The sequence below is a fragment of the Clostridia bacterium genome, from assembly GCA_016887505.1.
Classification (GTDB): domain Bacteria; phylum Bacillota; class TC1; order TC1; family UBA5767; genus UBA5767.
In genome coordinates, this window is sequence record CP069393.1 from 1,580,404 (window position 1) to 1,596,532 (window position 16,129).

The window sequence follows — 16,129 nt, forward strand, 5'->3', positions numbered from 1 at the left end:
CTCCTAAACGCCAATGAACTATCTCTTTCTTGAGGTTTTCACTTCAGGAATGTCACCTGGTTTCCCAACTCGTGAAAAGCCGGTAATTTTATTAACTACATCTTTGGCTGTGTACTATCTACCATCAATCAGATCTTTAGCCCCGCTAAAAACACCAATTTCAGTTCCCCCTCACTATCAACCTCAATATGGCTTAGCGTCTTAAGCATCAGCTCATATGGCACGTCATCAATGCAACCCGTTGTAGCTAGTAGGCTCATCAATTCCTTAATCCTATATGAAGCTAAAATATCTTCACCGTCAATCAGTCCCTCCCATTTCGCCATATACTGGTCCCTTTTAACAACTAAATGGTTCCAGGACCTAATAAATTTCTCTGCAGGCTTTTCTATATCAATCCGAATATCAGTACAGAGCATTTGCCTTGGCTCTAGTTTCTTACGACGACGTAGATTTGATGGAGTCGGGTTTCTTCCTTTGGGCGCATTGGGTGTATACATCTTCCCTGTTATCGGAGAGCCTTTCCTTCCAAAGAATGTTTTACATCTCCAGTATTCTTTCGGCTTCTCTCCTTTCTTCTTAGAAGACAAGTGAATATAAGTGTGTCCACATTGAGCACAAATTATTTTCCCGCTAAATGGATGTTCCAATGAGTGCCAGTGATAATTATCCGTAAAGTGTTCTAAAGAAAAATGCTTCTGCCGTAATAATTCTAGTTGCACAATTTCCCAGGTCTTTCGATCTATGATTGCCGGATGAGTGTTTTCTAAATACTTTTGGGGTAGCTCTCCTTTGTTTTTAGCACGTCTTTTGGTCAAATAGTCAACATTGTAAGTCTTTTGAAACTGTGTATCCCCTTTAATTTTTTCATTCGTTAAGACCTTCATAATATGACTGGCATGCCATGCTTTGCCACCATGAGTCATAGGCACCTTTTCATTTGTTAACCTATTCGCAATCTGATAGGTGCCATACCCACCCAAAAAATCCGAGTAAATTCTTCTCACAGTTTTCGCTTGCATTTCATTGATAACTAACTCACCTTCTGAATCCTTATCATAACCTAAGAACTTACCACTCGGTATGCTCTTTATATTGCCTGCTTCATACTTTCTTCGAATACCCCATTTCACATTCTCGGACTGCTCCAAACTCTCCTGTTGAGCGGTGGCTGCGATCAGCGTCAGTAGAAATTCTCCTTCGCTTCTCATGGTGTGGAGGTCTTCCTTCTCGAAATAAAGATCTATACCTAGTTCTTTCAGTTCCCTTATTATGTTCAGACAATCTAGCGTGTTCCTTCCAAATCGCGATAAGCTTTTTGTTATAATCATATCCATTTGGCCAGTTCTGGCATCGTCCATCAACCTATTGAGTGCTTCACGCTTTTTAAGCGCTGTACCGGATATGCCTTCATCAGCATAGATGCCTGCATAGGTGTATTCTGGGTTTTCCCTAATGGACCTCTCATAATACTGGATTTGAGCATTATAGCTTGTCCTTTGTTCTTCGCTTCCAGAGGATACACGACAATATGCGGCCACTCTCGTCAACTTCTTATTCTTTTCTTCTTGATCCGTCATGCTTTGAAGCGGGTATAAGATAGAAATCTTTTTCGGTCCTGTCTTTCGCACGTTTTTCATTATTCACCTCCATTAGCACCATTACTTCCAATAAAGAACCACTGCCTACCAGTTTCTTAAGAATACTCTCAGATATACGCGCGCCTTTGCATACATCTTTTCCTCTTTGCATATATGTTAAGCATATCCAACTCACCCACTTTCGCTGATGGACAACTCTGATGAGAGATGCTCCGCAATAAGGACATCTTATCTTGCTTGTGAATGGGTATGGTTTGCATTTCCTACTAATCCTGATTTGCTTTGCCTTCTGCCAATCCACTCGACTTATTATGGCTGGATGTGAGTCTTTGATATAGTATTGTGGTCTTCCTCCACGATTCAATATACTTTTTCCAAGTTCATTTGCGTAGGTTTTCTGCAGAAGTGTATCACCAACGTATTTTTCGTTAGAAATAATCCTAAGGATTCGATGAGAGGCCCAGGGCTTAGGGCTAAAAGTTGTAACTGCCTCTGCATTAAATATTTTGGCAATTTGATAACCTGGAACGCCCATTATGAATAAACTGTATATTCTCCTCACAATACACGCCTGTTCTTCATCGATTATCATATCTCCCTTATCATCACGAACATAGCCAAGCAATCGGCTTGTATCCACCTTGTATTGCCCATTTTCAAATCTTCTTTTAACTCCCCATCTAATATTTTCACAGACTGACTTTCTTTCTTCCTCCGCTATGGCTCCAAGCACAGTGAGCATCAATTCCCCTTCAGCTCGTAGGGTATTGATATTCTGCTCTTCAAATATTATCCCAACGCTCTTTTCTCTCAATTCTCTTACGATCCTTAGAAGTGTGAGCGTATTGCGAGCAAACCTTGAAATGGATTTGGTGACTATAAGATCAATTTCATTCTTCCTTGCTTTCTCAAGCATCTCTTGCAGACCGGGTCGATGAACTTTATTTCCTGATATTCCTTTGTCACTAAAAATTCCGCAGAATTCATACTCAGGATTTCTTTGTAGTTTATCGCTATAATAATCAGTCTGGTTCTTAAGAGAGCTCAACTGTTCCTTATTCTCTGTTGAAACCCGAACATAAGCACAAACCCTTATTTTTTCTAGGGGAACAATCGAGTTCATTTTCTCTCTAATACTTATTATTTTTTTGTCGTTTGAATCCCGCACACCATCTACTCCTTTATCTGCCAGGGTGCCATCGTCCCACCCCGAAAATGAAAAATCAATTCTTCCATTCCATTCACAACAACTGTAGTCACAAGCGCTGACCATAAGGTTTCGTCGAACTCGCTTATCAGATGCTCCATTCTTCTTAATTCCCGAATAAAGACTGTCATCTGGTTCCTTTTCGCTTTTTTCTTAATAATTTCCTCATTTAAAGTATGAATATTTTCCTGCAGCTCATTGTACTTTGAGGCCAACGAGTTGTATTTCTGGCTATATTCTTCTTGGTCCAAAGCCAACCTAGCATTTTGCCCTATGAGCTTTTCAAGAACCAAGCCTATAGCATCAGCCTCTTCCTGAATCCCCCTAACCTCATTCTCTTCCTTCGTATAGTCAGTAATCGTATTCATCACTTCATCACAAGTCTTAAGTATTTCTTCTTTACTTTCAATCAAACTGTTCAAGGCTCCCACAAAAGCTTTTTTAAGATCCTCTTCTTTCAAATGCGGTGTATGGCAATACGTCTTTTTTCTGAATTTATTGTTGCACTGCCATATGGTGGTCGCATACTTAGTATTGGAATGCCATACTTTTCTACCGAAGAAACCACCACAAGCTCCACAGGTTACTCTGCTTGCAAAACAGTTGATGGAACTGGTAGTTTTGCCTGATGCCTTTCTCCTTTTGAACTCTTCTTGAACTAGTTCATAGGTTTCTGGATCAACAATCGCTTGATGGCTATTCTCTACATAGTATTTGGGAAGCTCGCCCTCGTTTATTTTTTTCTTCTTGGTAAGAAAATCTGTTGTGAATGTCTTTTGGAGAATAGCATCTCCCTTGTATTTTTCATTCATTAAGATACTTTTCACTGTACTTGATGACCATTTCTCCTTACCTCCAGGTGTCCGTATTCTCTCCTTTGTTAATACCCTCGCAATATTTGAAGGTGTTTTACCTTCAAGAAAAAGTCTGTAAATTCTTCGAATAACAACAGCTTCCTTTTCCACAACCTGCGGGATATTATCCTTTCCTTTTTCATAACCAAGAAATCTACCATATGGCAAACTGACCTTTCCATCGGCAAACCTTTTCCTCTGTCCCCATTTCACATTGGAACTTATATTTTGCGATTCTTCTTGAGCAAGGCTGGACATTATAGTTAACATTAGCTCGCCTTTGCTATCTAACGAATATATGTTTTCCTTCTCGAAAAACACTTCAACATTTTTCTCCTTCAAACGCCTAATTGTCGTTAGTGAATCAACTGTATTCCTTGCAAATCTAGAGACTGATTTAGTAATTATTAGGTCAATTTTTCCACCTATAGCATCCTTAATCATTCGATTGAAACCATCTCTTTTTTTGGTACTTGTAGCTGATATCCCTTCATCTGTATATATCTCAACAAATTTCCAATCGGGCTTTGAATGAATATGTTTTACATAGTAGTCTCGCTGCGCTTTGAAACTTGAAAGTTGTTCATCGTTATCAGTTGAGACCCTCGCATAGGCAGCTACTCTTTTCATTGCACTCTGATTTTCAGTAACCATCTTAATACGTTCTTGTTTTGCAGGTATAATCTTAACTGTTTGCACTAAATACCTCCTTCCCCTTGTATTCGTCCTCTTTGCCTAGCTCGTTCCCTATCTTCTTCATTCCAGCTTTCACTTCTGGTCTTGTTCTGCCACTCTTTAATTACAGAATGGCCATCCATGAAAATGAACTCTAATTTACTAGGTTCAAGAACGCGAATCTCTTTTATTGAGTTTAAAAAATATTCCCCATCGAAGGGGGTGGCGCCTAACACCTCAACTGCTAGCTCTTTAAGGATTTTCTCGGGTATCTGCTTTACCTGACATGCTTTCTTTCCGAACTCAAGGTAGGTTGAGCAATTCCAATAGACTCGTCCATGGCTAGTTTTCCGTTTATACTTTTTCCCACAATTGCCGCATACTATCATGCTTGTAAATGGATATCGTCCTTGTTTAGTATTGCCTTGGAACCTCTCCTTACGCTTACTCATAATCTCTTGGGCTTTCTGGTAGGTCACTCCATCAATGATTTGAGGATGAGTGCCTTCAGCAAAGTACTGTGGCAGCTCACCTTTATTTGGTTTGAGTTTCTTGGTTAGATGATCGGATACGAACTTCTTCTGAAGCAGTGAATTGCCTGTGTATTTCTCATTCTTAAGAATCTCTGCTACACGTTCAGCATCCCAACGTCCGCCTCTTGGTCTGGCTACACGCATTTCTCTAAGCTTCTTGGCTATCCTTGTGCATCCCAATCCGTTTACGTACTCTGAAAATATTAGTCGAACGATACCAGCTTCCTCAGCATTAATCTCTACCGTTCCTTTTTCAATCTTGTATCCAAACATAAACCGAAGATTCACCAGCTCACCTTCAGCAAAGCGTTTCCTGATTCGCCACTTGACATTGTCACTGGCCGATCTACTTTCCTCTTGAGCAAAAGAAGCGAGGATAGTAAGCATCAGCTCACCATCCCCGCTCATTGAATGAATATTTTCTTTTTCAAAAAAGACGTCTATACCCAAATCCTTTAACTCTCTTACCGCCTCAAGTAACATTAGTGTGTTCCTAGCAAACCTAGATATTGACTTGGTGATTATTAAGTCAATTTTACCTGCTCTGGAATCGCTCAGAAGCTTTTGAAATTCCGTTCTTCTGTTCTCCGTCCCGGTTATCGCTTCATCTACATATGCGCCTACGTAATCCCACCCAGTATGACTCTGTATCATTTCACTGTAGTAGCTAACCTGAGCCGACAGGGAATGAAGGCTAGCATCCTTCTTACTGGATACTCTAGCGTAAGCTGCTACTCTTTTTCTTATTGAAATTCTTGTTAAAACAGACTCAATCTTTCTGACTTTTCGCAAGCTTAGCACCTCCATTTGTCACATGTTAACTCTGATTTTGATACATAGCAAGTGATGTTGGCCACTATAAACTGCCAATTATTGGTTTGTATTTCTTCACAAGCTTGGCCCTAATTTTTGCGAAATCCTTCTTATCAATCAGACCTTTTTCGAGCATTGACTTGGTAATGTATAGGGTAACCTGGTAATTTTTCTCGCGCTCAAATTGTTCCGTTGTCATAGTTCTGTTTCATCCTCTCAAAGCGATTCTTGATAAAGCATGCATGACAGCAGAACTTGCGGTTCTTGTTGCCATAACTCTCAAATGGGATTCCACATTCCTTACATATCACGGTATAGTATGCCTTCTTCTTGGATTCTTCAGGATGATCTTCCCACCAGGCCCGTCTGCAACCCTCTGAACAAAAACGCTTTGGCCTGCCTGTAAGTCCTGGCTCTAAAGGCTTCTTACAATTTACACATGTTTCTCCCTTCTTCTTCGCGCTTGGTTCCATGATCCTTGTAGGTTTTACGATTTTGTTTCGCTGACAATACGATTTCACTGTATTCGCAGAGAGGGACAGTTCCCTTGCAATACTCGCGTAACTGTCCCCCTCCTCACGTCGTTCCCTTATTCTTCTAATTTGCGATTCTGTCACATAATCACCTCCATCATTAGCCCCTATTGAAATACTTCTTAGTCATATTTCAGAATCGCATCAAAACCAGCAGCCTTAATTCTCCCCAGTAGTCTTTCCGCATTCTCTTTGTGTGCGAAAGCGCCAACCTGAACGCGGTAATATTTCTTCTGGTTCAGTACATCAGATTTAGGCTCGGATTTCCCCTTATCCAAAGTTGCTTTTACGGCTGCACGAAATGAATCCATGTTCTCCCCATGTTTTGGAAACCAATGCATGACATCCGCGTGGTTACTTGCAATCCCCTTCTTGTTACCCTCCGAATGGCAGATGATGTCTTTTTCAGTGAGTCCATATTCCTTGCAGAGAAATACACATAAGTCCACAGCGTTCTGCCAAGCCTTTCTAAAATACGGTTCTTGTTTTTTGATGTCATATCCCTTCATCTGGAAATTTCCTGTATACGTAAATCCTGATGGTTCACAGATCTCAAATCCAACGTGTGTATTGTTGGCTTCACCGCCAGCATGCCAACCCCTATGATCCCATGGTAGGTACTGATAGATCTCTTTATCATCTAGGAAAGCATGCACACAAACCTGTCTGTTTGTTTCTTTTGCTTTGTATGATTTGTTCCAACGGCTAAACCAATCTCCTGCCATAACACCCGGCACTGCTGTTGAGTGCACCATTATTCCTTTCGGTATGATTTTTCTACCTGCTTTGAAACAATCGTTTCTGGTCATATACTTCTTAATGAGATTCATTACTTGTCCCCTTTCTTATTAAGCTGCTCCATGATTTCTAGTAACTTATTCGGTACGGGTAGTCCAATCCGTCCTGCATTCTCCAAGATGGAGATACCCTCATTGGATAAATAAAAGAAGATAATAGCAGTTCTTAACGCACTACCACTTCCAACAATTTCTGCATCAAGTAGATGAGCGATACCCACCAAAGCGAATATGATGACCTTCTTAAATATGCCCCTGAAACCGACCTCGCTTGAAAGCTTTCTATCAACTATCGCCACCATAATTCCCGTAATGTAATCGACAACTACAAATGCTACTAGTGCATACAAAAATCCGTCCCATCCTCCCAAGAAATAGCCAAGATATGCACCCAAGGTGCTAAAACCAAGTTGCCAAGCTGTAATAGAATACTTCATAAAATCCCTCACTTTCTAAAAAAGCGAAGCCCATACGGACTCCGCCATAACAATATGTATTGCTTCGTTGTATACTGTAAACAGGATGCACAGCTCACACCAATATAAATAAGGAGATTTCTATGAACAAGAAGTCAGCTGCCGAAAAAAGGCTTACAAGTGATATGACACTAATCATTACCCAATGTGCCTCCTGTGAAAATGATATTTTCATTGAGGGCAAACCCCGGTGCCTTGAATATGGCAAGCACCCTGACGAATACCTACTAAACAAAAAAGACTGCCCTGCCCGGATTAAACGTGACTAAGCATCTGCTTTTACGCCCGCTTGCAAGCCCTTTAAACCCGTGACTGTTTCTTCCAGTTCACGCACTCTTTGCTCAAGTGACTTCATATCCTGACTACCATTTTTCTCCTTCTCTATGAATTTCCCTTTTTCATAACTAAATCGGTTTGGTTCTGTTGCTACAAAATCAGGAACATCAATGCAGTCCTTGATATCGGATAACCCTATGTAATAACCAATAATCTTACCCTCCTCAATCTTTGCCCGCACTACTACACCCCCTTAATAAGCTGCAGTTCATAAAACTCAACAAGCCCAGGATCCCCATCTGAATTTACACTGTTCCCGTTATAGGTACCATTCATACCACCTGCACCGCCTGAAACAGAAGTAGTCGCTGCATTCGTTAGGGCTGCGATGGAAATCAGACCGCCACCACCGCCACTACCTCCAATACCGTCTTGTAGGGTTTCAGCAGATCCACCCGCACCACCCTTCGCCTCAACCGCTATTTCCGGCACACCATCCAGTGATACAATGATGATGGCACCTCCGCCACCGCCTCCTCCAGCGCCGGAGTAATCCCCACTAGTCGTAAGAGACCCATCATTAGCGCCCGCAGCATAAACACCATGTCCTCCCGCAGCGATTGGTCCGGTTTCATCGTCTCCTTCGTAATATCCACTTTTTCCTCCTCCACCACCTATAGCCCCAATATCGAAATTAAGGAATGATAGGAGAGAAGTCTTATGCGCTTTTGAGCCAACAGGTGTAGTATTTCCTATAAACGAACCAGATACACCAGACTCATTACCATTCCCTGTCGAGGTACCTGAATACTCAGTAAGCTGGTCCACACCATCTTCTCCGTTTGCCTGTATCGCACCCGTTCCAGCAATTCTCTTAGCAAAGACATAAACAACACCCCCACCAGTACCTCCAGCTCCATAATATGTCCCCCCACTTCCTCCAGCTCCGCCCTTTCCTGATGCATTAATATTGCCATTCAACGTCAGATTTCCAAGCACAATAAGGACTGAGGTTCCAGGTGTACAGGTAAGGGTCACACCTGAATCTATAGTCAAATCCTCATAGATATTAACCTTATCTGCAAGCGTAGTATTTGCAGAAATCGTTTCGCTTTCCGCAGAATGCAGCTGCAAAGCATTCATGATGGTCATAGGGAAAAGGTTTATCACCTTATTTGAGGAGAGCACCATATTCATAAGCGTCGCATTTGCTTCAATGTCTGCAACTTCTTCCACAGATAACAGCTCTTTGAAATGCGAATACATCCATGCATCATATGGAGGTGTTCCTCCCTCCGGATACCAAGCAGGTTTAGCTCTATACCTGAAGTATCCACATAAATCTTCGCTTCCTCTCTCATCCGCAATCACACCAATTGTTATGGTGGAAAAACCGTTGGCAAGGTAAACTTGCGCCAAAGAAAGCTCCCATGTAATACCATTTTGTATTAACTCTGGTGGATTTGGACTTTCAGAAGCAGACCCTTGTCTAACTGCAAACTCAATTTTCCTATTGGTCAGATTAAGCCTTGCCACGATGCGATCAATACGTGGTTCACCACTGGTATTATCTGCCACAGATAGGTTGGTAACATCCACCAGTAAGCGCATAGCTCCACTCATAAATATGGCCCCTGTATCCACATACACCGTCTTGTTGGGTGCGGACTGGGGCTTGACTTTAAGTTCGTTTCCAATACCTCCAATGATGCCATCTTCAAGGAGAGAACTGAAATAGGAACGCCAATCCAAAGAACTGTAGGCCCTATCTCCCGCTTGGGAAGTAAACGGCATCCCAAAGTCGTTAATATTGCTCAATTTATTTTCCTCCTCAGTATTTAATAATCCACCTAAGCGCCATGTATGGCTGCAGGTTATTGTGAGCTTCCCCGTCTCCTGTACTCATTGCACCTCCAGACAGTGTCCTGTTAAAGCTGTCCTCTGAAGCGGTTGCACCTGTTCCACCATCTGGACTTGTATCGCTGTCCATCATTATGTCATGGGTGTGTGGAGGCAGCTCTGCGACAGTTAAAGTATGGCCTTTATCGCCGCCTGTTTGACCGAGAGCCAAGAACTCTGATTGGCTAGCGTCCACTCCTACTAAAGCTCTTCCTCTTAGGTCTGGAAGATTAAAGGTAGTTGTACCGTTCCCAGCACCATAAGTAGAGCCGATGCTTTCAAAAAGTTCAGAGTACTCAGTCCGGCTGATGCTTGCACCATTACATTCAAACCATCCTTCAGGAATATTGGGCGTCGCAATTGCAAGTATGGCTCCCACCGGTGCACTTCCACTATTTTTTATTTTCTCCGAACTCCAGGTTGAGCCAGGAGAGACCTTGTTGTCGTCAATTTTAGTTGAGGATACGGCTAGGGATGATAGTTGTTTTGCAACCCTTCCAACTGTCCTAGCAAAGGTTCTCTCAGGAGTTCCAAACACCGGCTTCACTGTAATATTTGCTTGCTCATAGACTTCTCTAAGCTCTTTTATTTGAAGATGCTGAATAGTGGCCTTATCGATCACCACTGTAACAAAGTCGCCAAGATCATAATCCTCTTCATACTGAAACTGCCTGCTTAAAGCTTCAAATTCAAAACTGTTTACGGCTGCAGCATCTGAGAGCGCTTGATACCCACGTTCTGCAAGTTCATTTGTTGCTCCAATATCCTGGGCGTCTACGAATACTTCTTTACGCCGTCCACCAGCAGCACTGTCAACCTCCAAAAGAAGCCTGGTTGAGCCGTCGCCTTGCCCGCCAATAAAAGCCACTGTCTTTGTCGAGATAACATCTTTCACTTTCCGATAGCCTGCAATGTTTCCATAACGAAGGCCAAAGAGGATCCTGTTATTAGTACTCTGAGCAGAAGTTCTATTTACGCCGTCAAGCACCTTGAAAACAAACTGAGAGTTTTCCAAATCCACATCTATCCGCCAACCCAGATCATCTGGTAAAAGCACTCTTGTAATTTCATCAGAAAGCACCGCAAATCGGCTTTGTTCTGTTATGGTGCCACCAAAACCCCCTACCTCAGACAGCACAAGTGGATACTGCGCCCTTGCCGGATTGTTCGGATTGATGCAGTTTTGCTCTATCCAATCCCTTACCACTTGTTCTCTGGATCCGGTTCTGGCATCAGTATCCTCTCCGGTAGGTGGAATAGTAATATAGTCATGGAGCAAAACGTTAATATGGTTGGCCGTAATCCTATAAGTCATAACGTTTCCTGAAAACTCTGTTTCAATATGTTCAATGATAAAAGCCTTGTGGTATTCATGATCAAACCAGATGATGTCATTTTCGCTAAGTAAACTGGCATTAGGAATCTCTTCACTGATGACAAGCGCAAAAGTTCCGATGCCGTTCCATACGCGCGTTATGATGGCGCTTTGATAACCTCTGATTGCAGCCTTAAAGGTAAAATCAAGGCTCATGATATTTAATGTTTTCAACTAAACCCCCACCCATCTTTGCTTGAATTTTATGGTGGCTTCCTCGACTTCCGCTTCACCTGCAGTGATCTTCAAAGTGCTAGTTCCTCTTGGAAGCCTGAAAAAAGTAGTCTGGGCCACATCGATGTATTGAAAAGCCACCGCTTTATTTCCAGTGGAAAGTTCTTCCTTGATTACGTTGATATCATCGATACCAGTGGTTATAGTAAGACGTTCATTTTCTAGAAGATTTAAAGCCAGCACGATTTTCTCTCCGGTGCCCAAGTTTTCTATGGTTAGCGGACTGTTCTTAGGTCCATCAAGAATAATAGTCAGCGGACATTCCACATCTCCGCTGTTGGTTACAACAATTCCTGTCGTATTTGTATAGTCAAAAACAAAGCTGTCAAATATGTTCACCGGGAACTCCAGGCAGTTGTCCCCAGTGGAAACCGAAGCTTCCAGATATTCCTCATCTGTGAAATACGGATCAAACACTTCATAGATGACCCAAGTAACCTGATATCCTATCCCTCTTGATGGCATGCCCGGCAGGGCTGGCAAAGCTCTTGTTTTCACCTTGTTTAAGACATATTTCTTTCCGCCGCGCTCATAGGTGAGTTTGCCAAGCCCAAGCTTTGGATTAAGTATGCTGTTTAAGCTGCGCAAGGCTTCATCAAGCTCACTTGCAACGACAACAAATTTAACCTTGATGGCTTTCGCTGTAAAATAGGCGTCTCCCACTGAGGTAAGCCCATCTTGATAAGGACTAGAGGAAGTCATAAAATCCGCCTCAAGGCCCCCAAGATCATCAACCTCAAGCCACCTGTAGACACCACTTTCATCAAATATAATGGTTTGTCCTAATGCATTTGTGAAAATCAATCGTTCCAAACCGTCACCTCCTTAAAGGCCAGCCATAACTGCCAGTTGCTTATTCAGTAAATCAATTTCATGTCTGGCTTGAGAATAGCTTTGCACATTGAAGGTCAGGTTTGTTGTACGACCTGGATTGCCATCTGAAGTTCCGGCAGCTGATATTCTTCCATTTGATTCCGAACCCTCTAATTCAAGACTTGCTCTAGAGGTTAGCTGGCCGCTTATCGCATCCATCGCCGACTGCACAAGTCCTGCATTTCCTGTAATACCTCTAGCGATCCCAGCTGGTATCCATTTTCCAACCTTGTCTGCCATGACCTTTGAGGGCGAACTGATGCCGAGAGCCTCTTTAATACCGTCAATAATTGAACGAGCAAATTCTTTAATCTTTTTTTTGATCCAGCTCATCATGCCGTTCATACCATTCCACAAGCCGGTGACTAAATCTTTACCAACCTGCAGCATCTCCTTGGGCAGGGCCTTGAAGTACTCTACAATGCTTGTTACGACTTTTGGAATTTCCTCGCTCGCTTTGGTAATGAGGTTTCCAGCCCATGTTCCTATTGCAGTAATAGCCCCGGTAATAGCCGAGGTTATTTGATCCGGCAGGGAAGCAAAGAAAGTGACAATGGTATTTATCACCAATGGGATATTCAAAGCGACCCAATTTGTAAGGTTCAATCCCCACTGAACAATTAGACCTAAAACTCCGGTTACTATTTCTGAGATTCTTGCCGGTAGCTCAGAAAAGAACTGAGCGATGCTGCTGGTAACAGCTGGTATGGTGTCCGTAACCCAGGAGGCAAGACTGATTCCAAACTTAAGAATATGTCCAATGACAAGACCGAGCGCAAAGCCGATGTTTGCAGGCAGGTCACTAAAGAACTGAATAATTGCCGTTAAAGCTTCATAAAATAAGCTTTTTACTGTTTCCCAAAGCCCAGCAAAGAATAGCTTGATTTCATCCCAATAGGTATAAATGAGAATGGGAATCCCAATGAAGGGCGCAAGTACTGCCAATATTAAGATGCCCCACTGGCTGAAGAAGCTCTGAAACCAGCTCCAAATGCCGGAAAAGAAATTCTTTATTCCATCCCATGCGCTGGTAAAGGTGGTACTGACGCTTTCCCAGAGCTTAGTAAAAAAGTCCTTTATTTCAGCCCAGTTGTTGATAATGAGATAAGCAGCGGCGGCAATGGCAGTGATAACCAAAAGAGCGATACCGCCAGGCCCAATGAGCGCACCAAATGCTGACGCAAGACCTCCACCTTTCGACAATACACCTGCAGCTTTACTTACTGCACCAACTGCGCCGCCAAGCCCGGTTGTAAGTCCCCCTATAACCGATAAGACTGGGCCGATCGCAGCTGCAATGCCTGCCATCGTCAGAATGAATTTCTGGGTGCTCTCGTCCATATTAGAGAACTTCTGTATAAGACCATTGATTTTCTGAAGGATGGGCATAATGATGGGGAGCAGGTTTTGCCCCAAGGTGGCAGCAGCTTCTTTTAAAGATTCCTGGACAATTCTAAGCTGGTTTGCGGTACCACTACTGGTCCTTGCAAAGTCTCCTTGGGCGTTTTTGGTGGTATCCATGACAAACGCATAGCGAAGAGCTACCTTTTCAGCCTGCGTCATTTCGTCGTAGGCTTTCTTTTGGCCGGTAGCCATTGCATAGGCTTCAAGGGTGCTGTCCTGCATAACAACGCCAAGAGATTTAAGCGACTCGCCTTCACCTGTAAATATTCCCTTTAGAGCGGTCTGCGCTTCCTCGATACCAATGTTTTTAAAGGAGGCGAGGTCTCCAGCAAGACCAACCAAGCTCTCAGACATTTTCGCTGCCTCAGCAGGAGCCTGTCCCATAGCCGTTCCCATATCCCCAAATAGTGCAGCCATATCAAGAGCTGAACCTTTCGCAATACCGAAAGTCCCAAGAGTGGTATCAGACCATTTTTTAACTTCCTCGGCTGAGCCTTGAAAAGCAACATTCACCTTGTTTGTGGATTCCTCAAGGTCTGAAGCGAACTTAATGGAAGCTGCTGCCGCTCCGACAATAGGAAGGGTAATGCTGGTAGTGAGACCAGCACCTAGCGAGGATATCTCTCTTCCCGCACTCTTTAGCTCTCTGGCAGCTTTCTTTAGACCTTTTTGCATCTCCGTCAGATCTGCGCCAACCTTGACCATTAATGAACGAATTACGGTGCTCATCTCATCCCTCCCATCTCGCCAAGCGCTTTATTCATTGAGGCCGCTATAGTTTTTACAACCTCTTCTTTACTTTCATCTGCAGCAGGACGTAAAAATGGCCGTTCTTTAACAACGCCCACTTTCTTTCCACCTATAATAATGTTATGTCCAAGCTCTAGAGGGACCGCATAGGCAGCTCCTCTAGAAAAGGTAACCTTTGAAAAGACCCGGTATGGATACTTAGCACTTTTCTTGGCCTTTACGACTTTAAGTTTTCTTTTTAAGTTACCCGAATCCACAGGCACCTTGTCCACAGCTTTCCTAAGCACCTCGCTACCGGCTTCGTTAGAACCCTCCATCAAGTAGGGAAGCGCATCGTCACCTAGTTTTTGAAATGCTGAAATCAGTTCATCCAGACCCTCAACTGTGGTTTGGTTTTTACTGTGTATTGTCATAGACTTCGAGCACCTCCCCTCCAAAAGCAGCATTAAGAAGCTTGGCCATATTCATCATTTCCTCGTCACTTTGTACCCTGCCATTTGTTTTTTCTTCCTGTATCAGACTGCTTAGTGCAGGTAGCCTTTTTTGTCTGGCAAGGGCCTCGATATGCCAGGCGAGAAAAAGCATTTCATTCATCTTTCTTTTTTGACTTTTGATTCTGGCGTCTGCCATTGCCACAAGCTCTGCATAGGTCAGCCTCCAAAATTCCTCCGGGTTTAATAGAAGTTCACAAACTCCAATACTAAATTCCGCCGAGAAGTCCAGCCAGTCAGGCTTTATTTCTTCAGCGGTTTTACGTTTGGGTGATTTGTCTCCTTTTGGAAGGCTGCCTCAATAGCCTTGGTAATGGCGGTGATAACCTCCGTGATGCTTTCTGCATATTCATCGATAAGCTCACAAGTTTTTTCTAAGGTCAGTTCCTTATCTTCCTGCTTCAGCATGATCCACAAAAGCTTTGAGCAGACATCCATAGACATTTCATCATTCAGTTCCATAAGCTTGATGCCGGTCAGCTGTTCGAACTCCACCATAGCGCCCATGCCAAAGCGAAGCTTTCTGGGTTTATCTAGACTCATCATAATAAAAGGTATTGCCATAAAGTTTTCCTCCTAAGAAAATATACGGGCGGATTTCGGGCCGCCCTCTCTGTTATCCATTACGGACGATTGATCCTGATGGTGTAAACCTTGGGCGCTTTGTTGGTCTCCTGAACGGTAATGGTGACAACGGTAATGCTTACCGCAGAACCAAGAAGGATAGCGCTCGAGGCTGAACCAGAAGCTACCTCCTGACTTGCCCCATTTGCTGTAATGGTGATGGTTCCTGCAGAAGCTGTCGGTGTCATGGTTACGCTAGAAACTCCCGTCAGTACAGACGCCACATAATCAGTCGTACTGATTGCAAAAGCAGGAGCAAGCTCTGCTGAATCAGATATCTCAAGATCAGTTAGTCCAGTTGTTGTTGCCACAGCAAAAACAGGTTTTCCTGTCGGTTTGATGGTGGCCGAAAACGGAATCTTGTCGTCAATAGGCGCATCTCCAATTTTAAGGTTGGTAATGTATCCCTGAAAGGTCCAACTGCTACCGGTTGAAGCAGGGAAGGTGATAACCCCAGCTCTAGCATTCCTGCTGTTTAAATCTGCAAGCATCGCCTGCTGCCCAGAGACATCGGTGTAATCAAATTGTCCTTCGATGCTGACCTCCCCCGGATCAATTAGGCCGGGCAGGATTTCCTTATAGTAGTTAGCGGACTGGTGTGTGGTAACATCGATGGTATCCACCGAAAGCTCAATGCCATTGATGGCGGTAAGCCCTGCGACCAAAGTACCATTCCAAGAAAAAGTTGTACCAAATGCATGTGTTCCTGGCATT

The 16,129-nt window shown here is 43.3% G+C and carries 18 protein-coding genes and 1 pseudogene; 1 reads left to right on the plus strand and 18 read right to left on the minus strand.

Going from position 1 to position 16,129, the window contains the following annotated elements; translation table 11 throughout:
- Positions 1-128: 128 nt before the first annotated feature.
- Genes JR334_07490 through JR334_07525 form a run of 8 tightly spaced genes read right to left on the minus strand, consistent with a single transcriptional unit; the run spans position 129 to position 7,450 of the window.
- Complete coding sequence (locus JR334_07490) at positions 129-1,640, minus strand: recombinase family protein (GenBank protein QRN84823.1); 1,512 nt, start codon at positions 1,638-1,640, stop codon at positions 129-131.
- Entirely contained in the window at positions 1,555-2,769 is a 1,215-nt protein-coding gene (locus JR334_07495; GenBank protein ID QRN84824.1) for a recombinase family protein, read from the minus strand. Before JR334_07495 ends, JR334_07490 begins: the two co-directional genes overlap by 86 nt.
- Positions 2,770-2,774: 5 nt before the next feature.
- A complete protein-coding gene (locus JR334_07500) occupies positions 2,775-4,316 on the minus strand; it encodes a recombinase family protein (protein ID QRN86886.1) in 1,542 nt (513 codons plus the stop codon).
- 44 nt (positions 4,317-4,360) lie between these two features.
- Entirely contained in the window at positions 4,361-5,677 is a 1,317-nt protein-coding gene (locus JR334_07505; GenBank protein QRN84825.1) for a recombinase family protein, read from the minus strand.
- Between the two features lie 49 nt (positions 5,678-5,726).
- The gene (locus JR334_07510; protein QRN84826.1) at positions 5,727-5,882 is read right to left on the minus strand and encodes a hypothetical protein; all 156 of its coding nucleotides are present in this window, start codon (positions 5,880-5,882) and stop codon (positions 5,727-5,729) included.
- Entirely contained in the window at positions 5,863-6,300 is a 438-nt protein-coding gene (locus tag JR334_07515; protein ID QRN84827.1) for an RNA polymerase subunit sigma-70, read from the minus strand. The genes JR334_07510 and JR334_07515 overlap by 20 nt, the downstream gene beginning before the upstream one ends.
- A gap of 38 nt (positions 6,301-6,338) precedes the next feature.
- A complete protein-coding gene (locus JR334_07520; protein ID QRN84828.1) occupies positions 6,339-7,046 on the minus strand; it encodes an N-acetylmuramoyl-L-alanine amidase in 708 nt (235 codons plus the stop codon).
- Positions 7,046-7,450, minus strand: coding sequence for a phage holin family protein (locus JR334_07525; GenBank protein QRN84829.1), 405 nt, complete (start codon positions 7,448-7,450; stop codon positions 7,046-7,048). The genes JR334_07520 and JR334_07525 overlap by 1 nt, the downstream gene beginning before the upstream one ends.
- Before the next feature lie 122 nt (positions 7,451-7,572).
- Here JR334_07525 and JR334_07530 point away from each other — a divergent pair, with 122 nt between their 5' ends.
- Positions 7,573-7,758: a hypothetical protein gene (locus JR334_07530; GenBank protein QRN84830.1), complete on the plus strand. Its 186-nt coding sequence runs from the start codon at positions 7,573-7,575 to the stop codon at positions 7,756-7,758.
- On the opposite strand, the gene JR334_07535 is transcribed toward JR334_07530, so the two are convergent.
- From JR334_07535 to JR334_07580, 10 genes and pseudogenes are all read right to left on the minus strand, one after another.
- Positions 7,755-8,006, minus strand: coding sequence for a hypothetical protein (locus JR334_07535; protein ID QRN84831.1), 252 nt, complete (start codon positions 8,004-8,006; stop codon positions 7,755-7,757). The two genes, JR334_07530 and JR334_07535, sit on opposite strands and share 4 nt — an antisense overlap.
- A gap of 2 nt (positions 8,007-8,008) precedes the next feature.
- Positions 8,009-9,583, minus strand: coding sequence for a hypothetical protein (locus JR334_07540; protein QRN84832.1), 1,575 nt, complete (start codon positions 9,581-9,583; stop codon positions 8,009-8,011).
- Positions 9,584-9,596: 13 nt separating this feature from the next.
- Positions 9,597-11,213, minus strand: coding sequence for a tail fiber protein (locus tag JR334_07545; protein ID QRN84833.1), 1,617 nt, complete (start codon positions 11,211-11,213; stop codon positions 9,597-9,599).
- On the minus strand, positions 11,214-12,086 hold the full coding sequence (locus JR334_07550; protein ID QRN84834.1) for a phage tail family protein: 873 nt from the start codon (positions 12,084-12,086) through the stop codon (positions 11,214-11,216).
- Between the two features lie 12 nt (positions 12,087-12,098).
- Entirely contained in the window at positions 12,099-14,279 is a 2,181-nt protein-coding gene (locus JR334_07555; protein ID QRN84835.1) for a phage tail tape measure protein, read from the minus strand.
- A complete protein-coding gene (locus JR334_07560) occupies positions 14,276-14,713 on the minus strand; it encodes an HK97 gp10 family phage protein (GenBank protein QRN84836.1) in 438 nt (145 codons plus the stop codon). Before JR334_07560 ends, JR334_07555 begins: the two co-directional genes overlap by 4 nt.
- Complete coding sequence (locus tag JR334_07565; GenBank protein QRN84837.1) at positions 14,697-14,930, minus strand: hypothetical protein; 234 nt, start codon at positions 14,928-14,930, stop codon at positions 14,697-14,699. Before JR334_07565 ends, JR334_07560 begins: the two co-directional genes overlap by 17 nt.
- A pseudogene (locus JR334_07570) lies at positions 14,904-15,038 on the minus strand (phage tail assembly chaperone). Before JR334_07570 ends, JR334_07565 begins: the two are co-directional and overlap by 27 nt.
- Entirely contained in the window at positions 15,035-15,355 is a 321-nt protein-coding gene (locus tag JR334_07575; GenBank protein QRN84838.1) for a hypothetical protein, read from the minus strand. The pseudogene JR334_07570 and the gene JR334_07575 overlap by 4 nt, the downstream one beginning before the upstream one ends.
- Before the next feature lie 59 nt (positions 15,356-15,414).
- On the minus strand, positions 15,415-16,128 hold the full coding sequence (locus tag JR334_07580; protein QRN84839.1) for a cadherin-like beta sandwich domain-containing protein: 714 nt from the start codon (positions 16,126-16,128) through the stop codon (positions 15,415-15,417).
- Position 16,129 lies beyond the last annotated feature (1 nt).

Coding starts and splice junctions, on each gene's coding strand:
- JR334_07490 (QRN84823.1), bottom strand. CDS start 1,640: ATGAAAAACGTGCGAAAGACAGGACCGAAAAAGATTTCTATCTTATAC.
- JR334_07500 (QRN86886.1), bottom strand. CDS start 4,316: ATGGTTACTGAAAATCAGAGTGCAATGAAAAGAGTAGCTGCCTATGCG.
- JR334_07505 (QRN84825.1), bottom strand. CDS start 5,677: ATGGAGGTGCTAAGCTTGCGAAAAGTCAGAAAGATTGAGTCTGTTTTA.
- JR334_07510 (QRN84826.1), bottom strand. CDS start 5,882: ATGACAACGGAACAATTTGAGCGCGAGAAAAATTACCAGGTTACCCTA.
- JR334_07520 (QRN84828.1), bottom strand. CDS start 7,046: ATGAATCTCATTAAGAAGTATATGACCAGAAACGATTGTTTCAAAGCA.
- JR334_07525 (QRN84829.1), bottom strand. CDS start 7,450: ATGAAGTATTCTATTACAGCTTGGCAACTTGGTTTTAGCACCTTGGGT.
- JR334_07530 (QRN84830.1), top strand. CDS start 7,573: ATGAACAAGAAGTCAGCTGCCGAAAAAAGGCTTACAAGTGATATGACA.
- JR334_07555 (QRN84835.1), bottom strand. CDS start 14,279: ATGAGCACCGTAATTCGTTCATTAATGGTCAAGGTTGGCGCAGATCTG.
- JR334_07560 (QRN84836.1), bottom strand. CDS start 14,713: ATGACAATACACAGTAAAAACCAAACCACAGTTGAGGGTCTGGATGAA.
- JR334_07565 (QRN84837.1), bottom strand. CDS start 14,930: ATGGCAGACGCCAGAATCAAAAGTCAAAAAAGAAAGATGAATGAAATG.
- JR334_07575 (QRN84838.1), bottom strand. CDS start 15,355: ATGGCAATACCTTTTATTATGATGAGTCTAGATAAACCCAGAAAGCTT.
- JR334_07580 (QRN84839.1), bottom strand. CDS start 16,128: ATGCCAGGAACACATGCATTTGGTACAACTTTTTCTTGGAATGGTACT.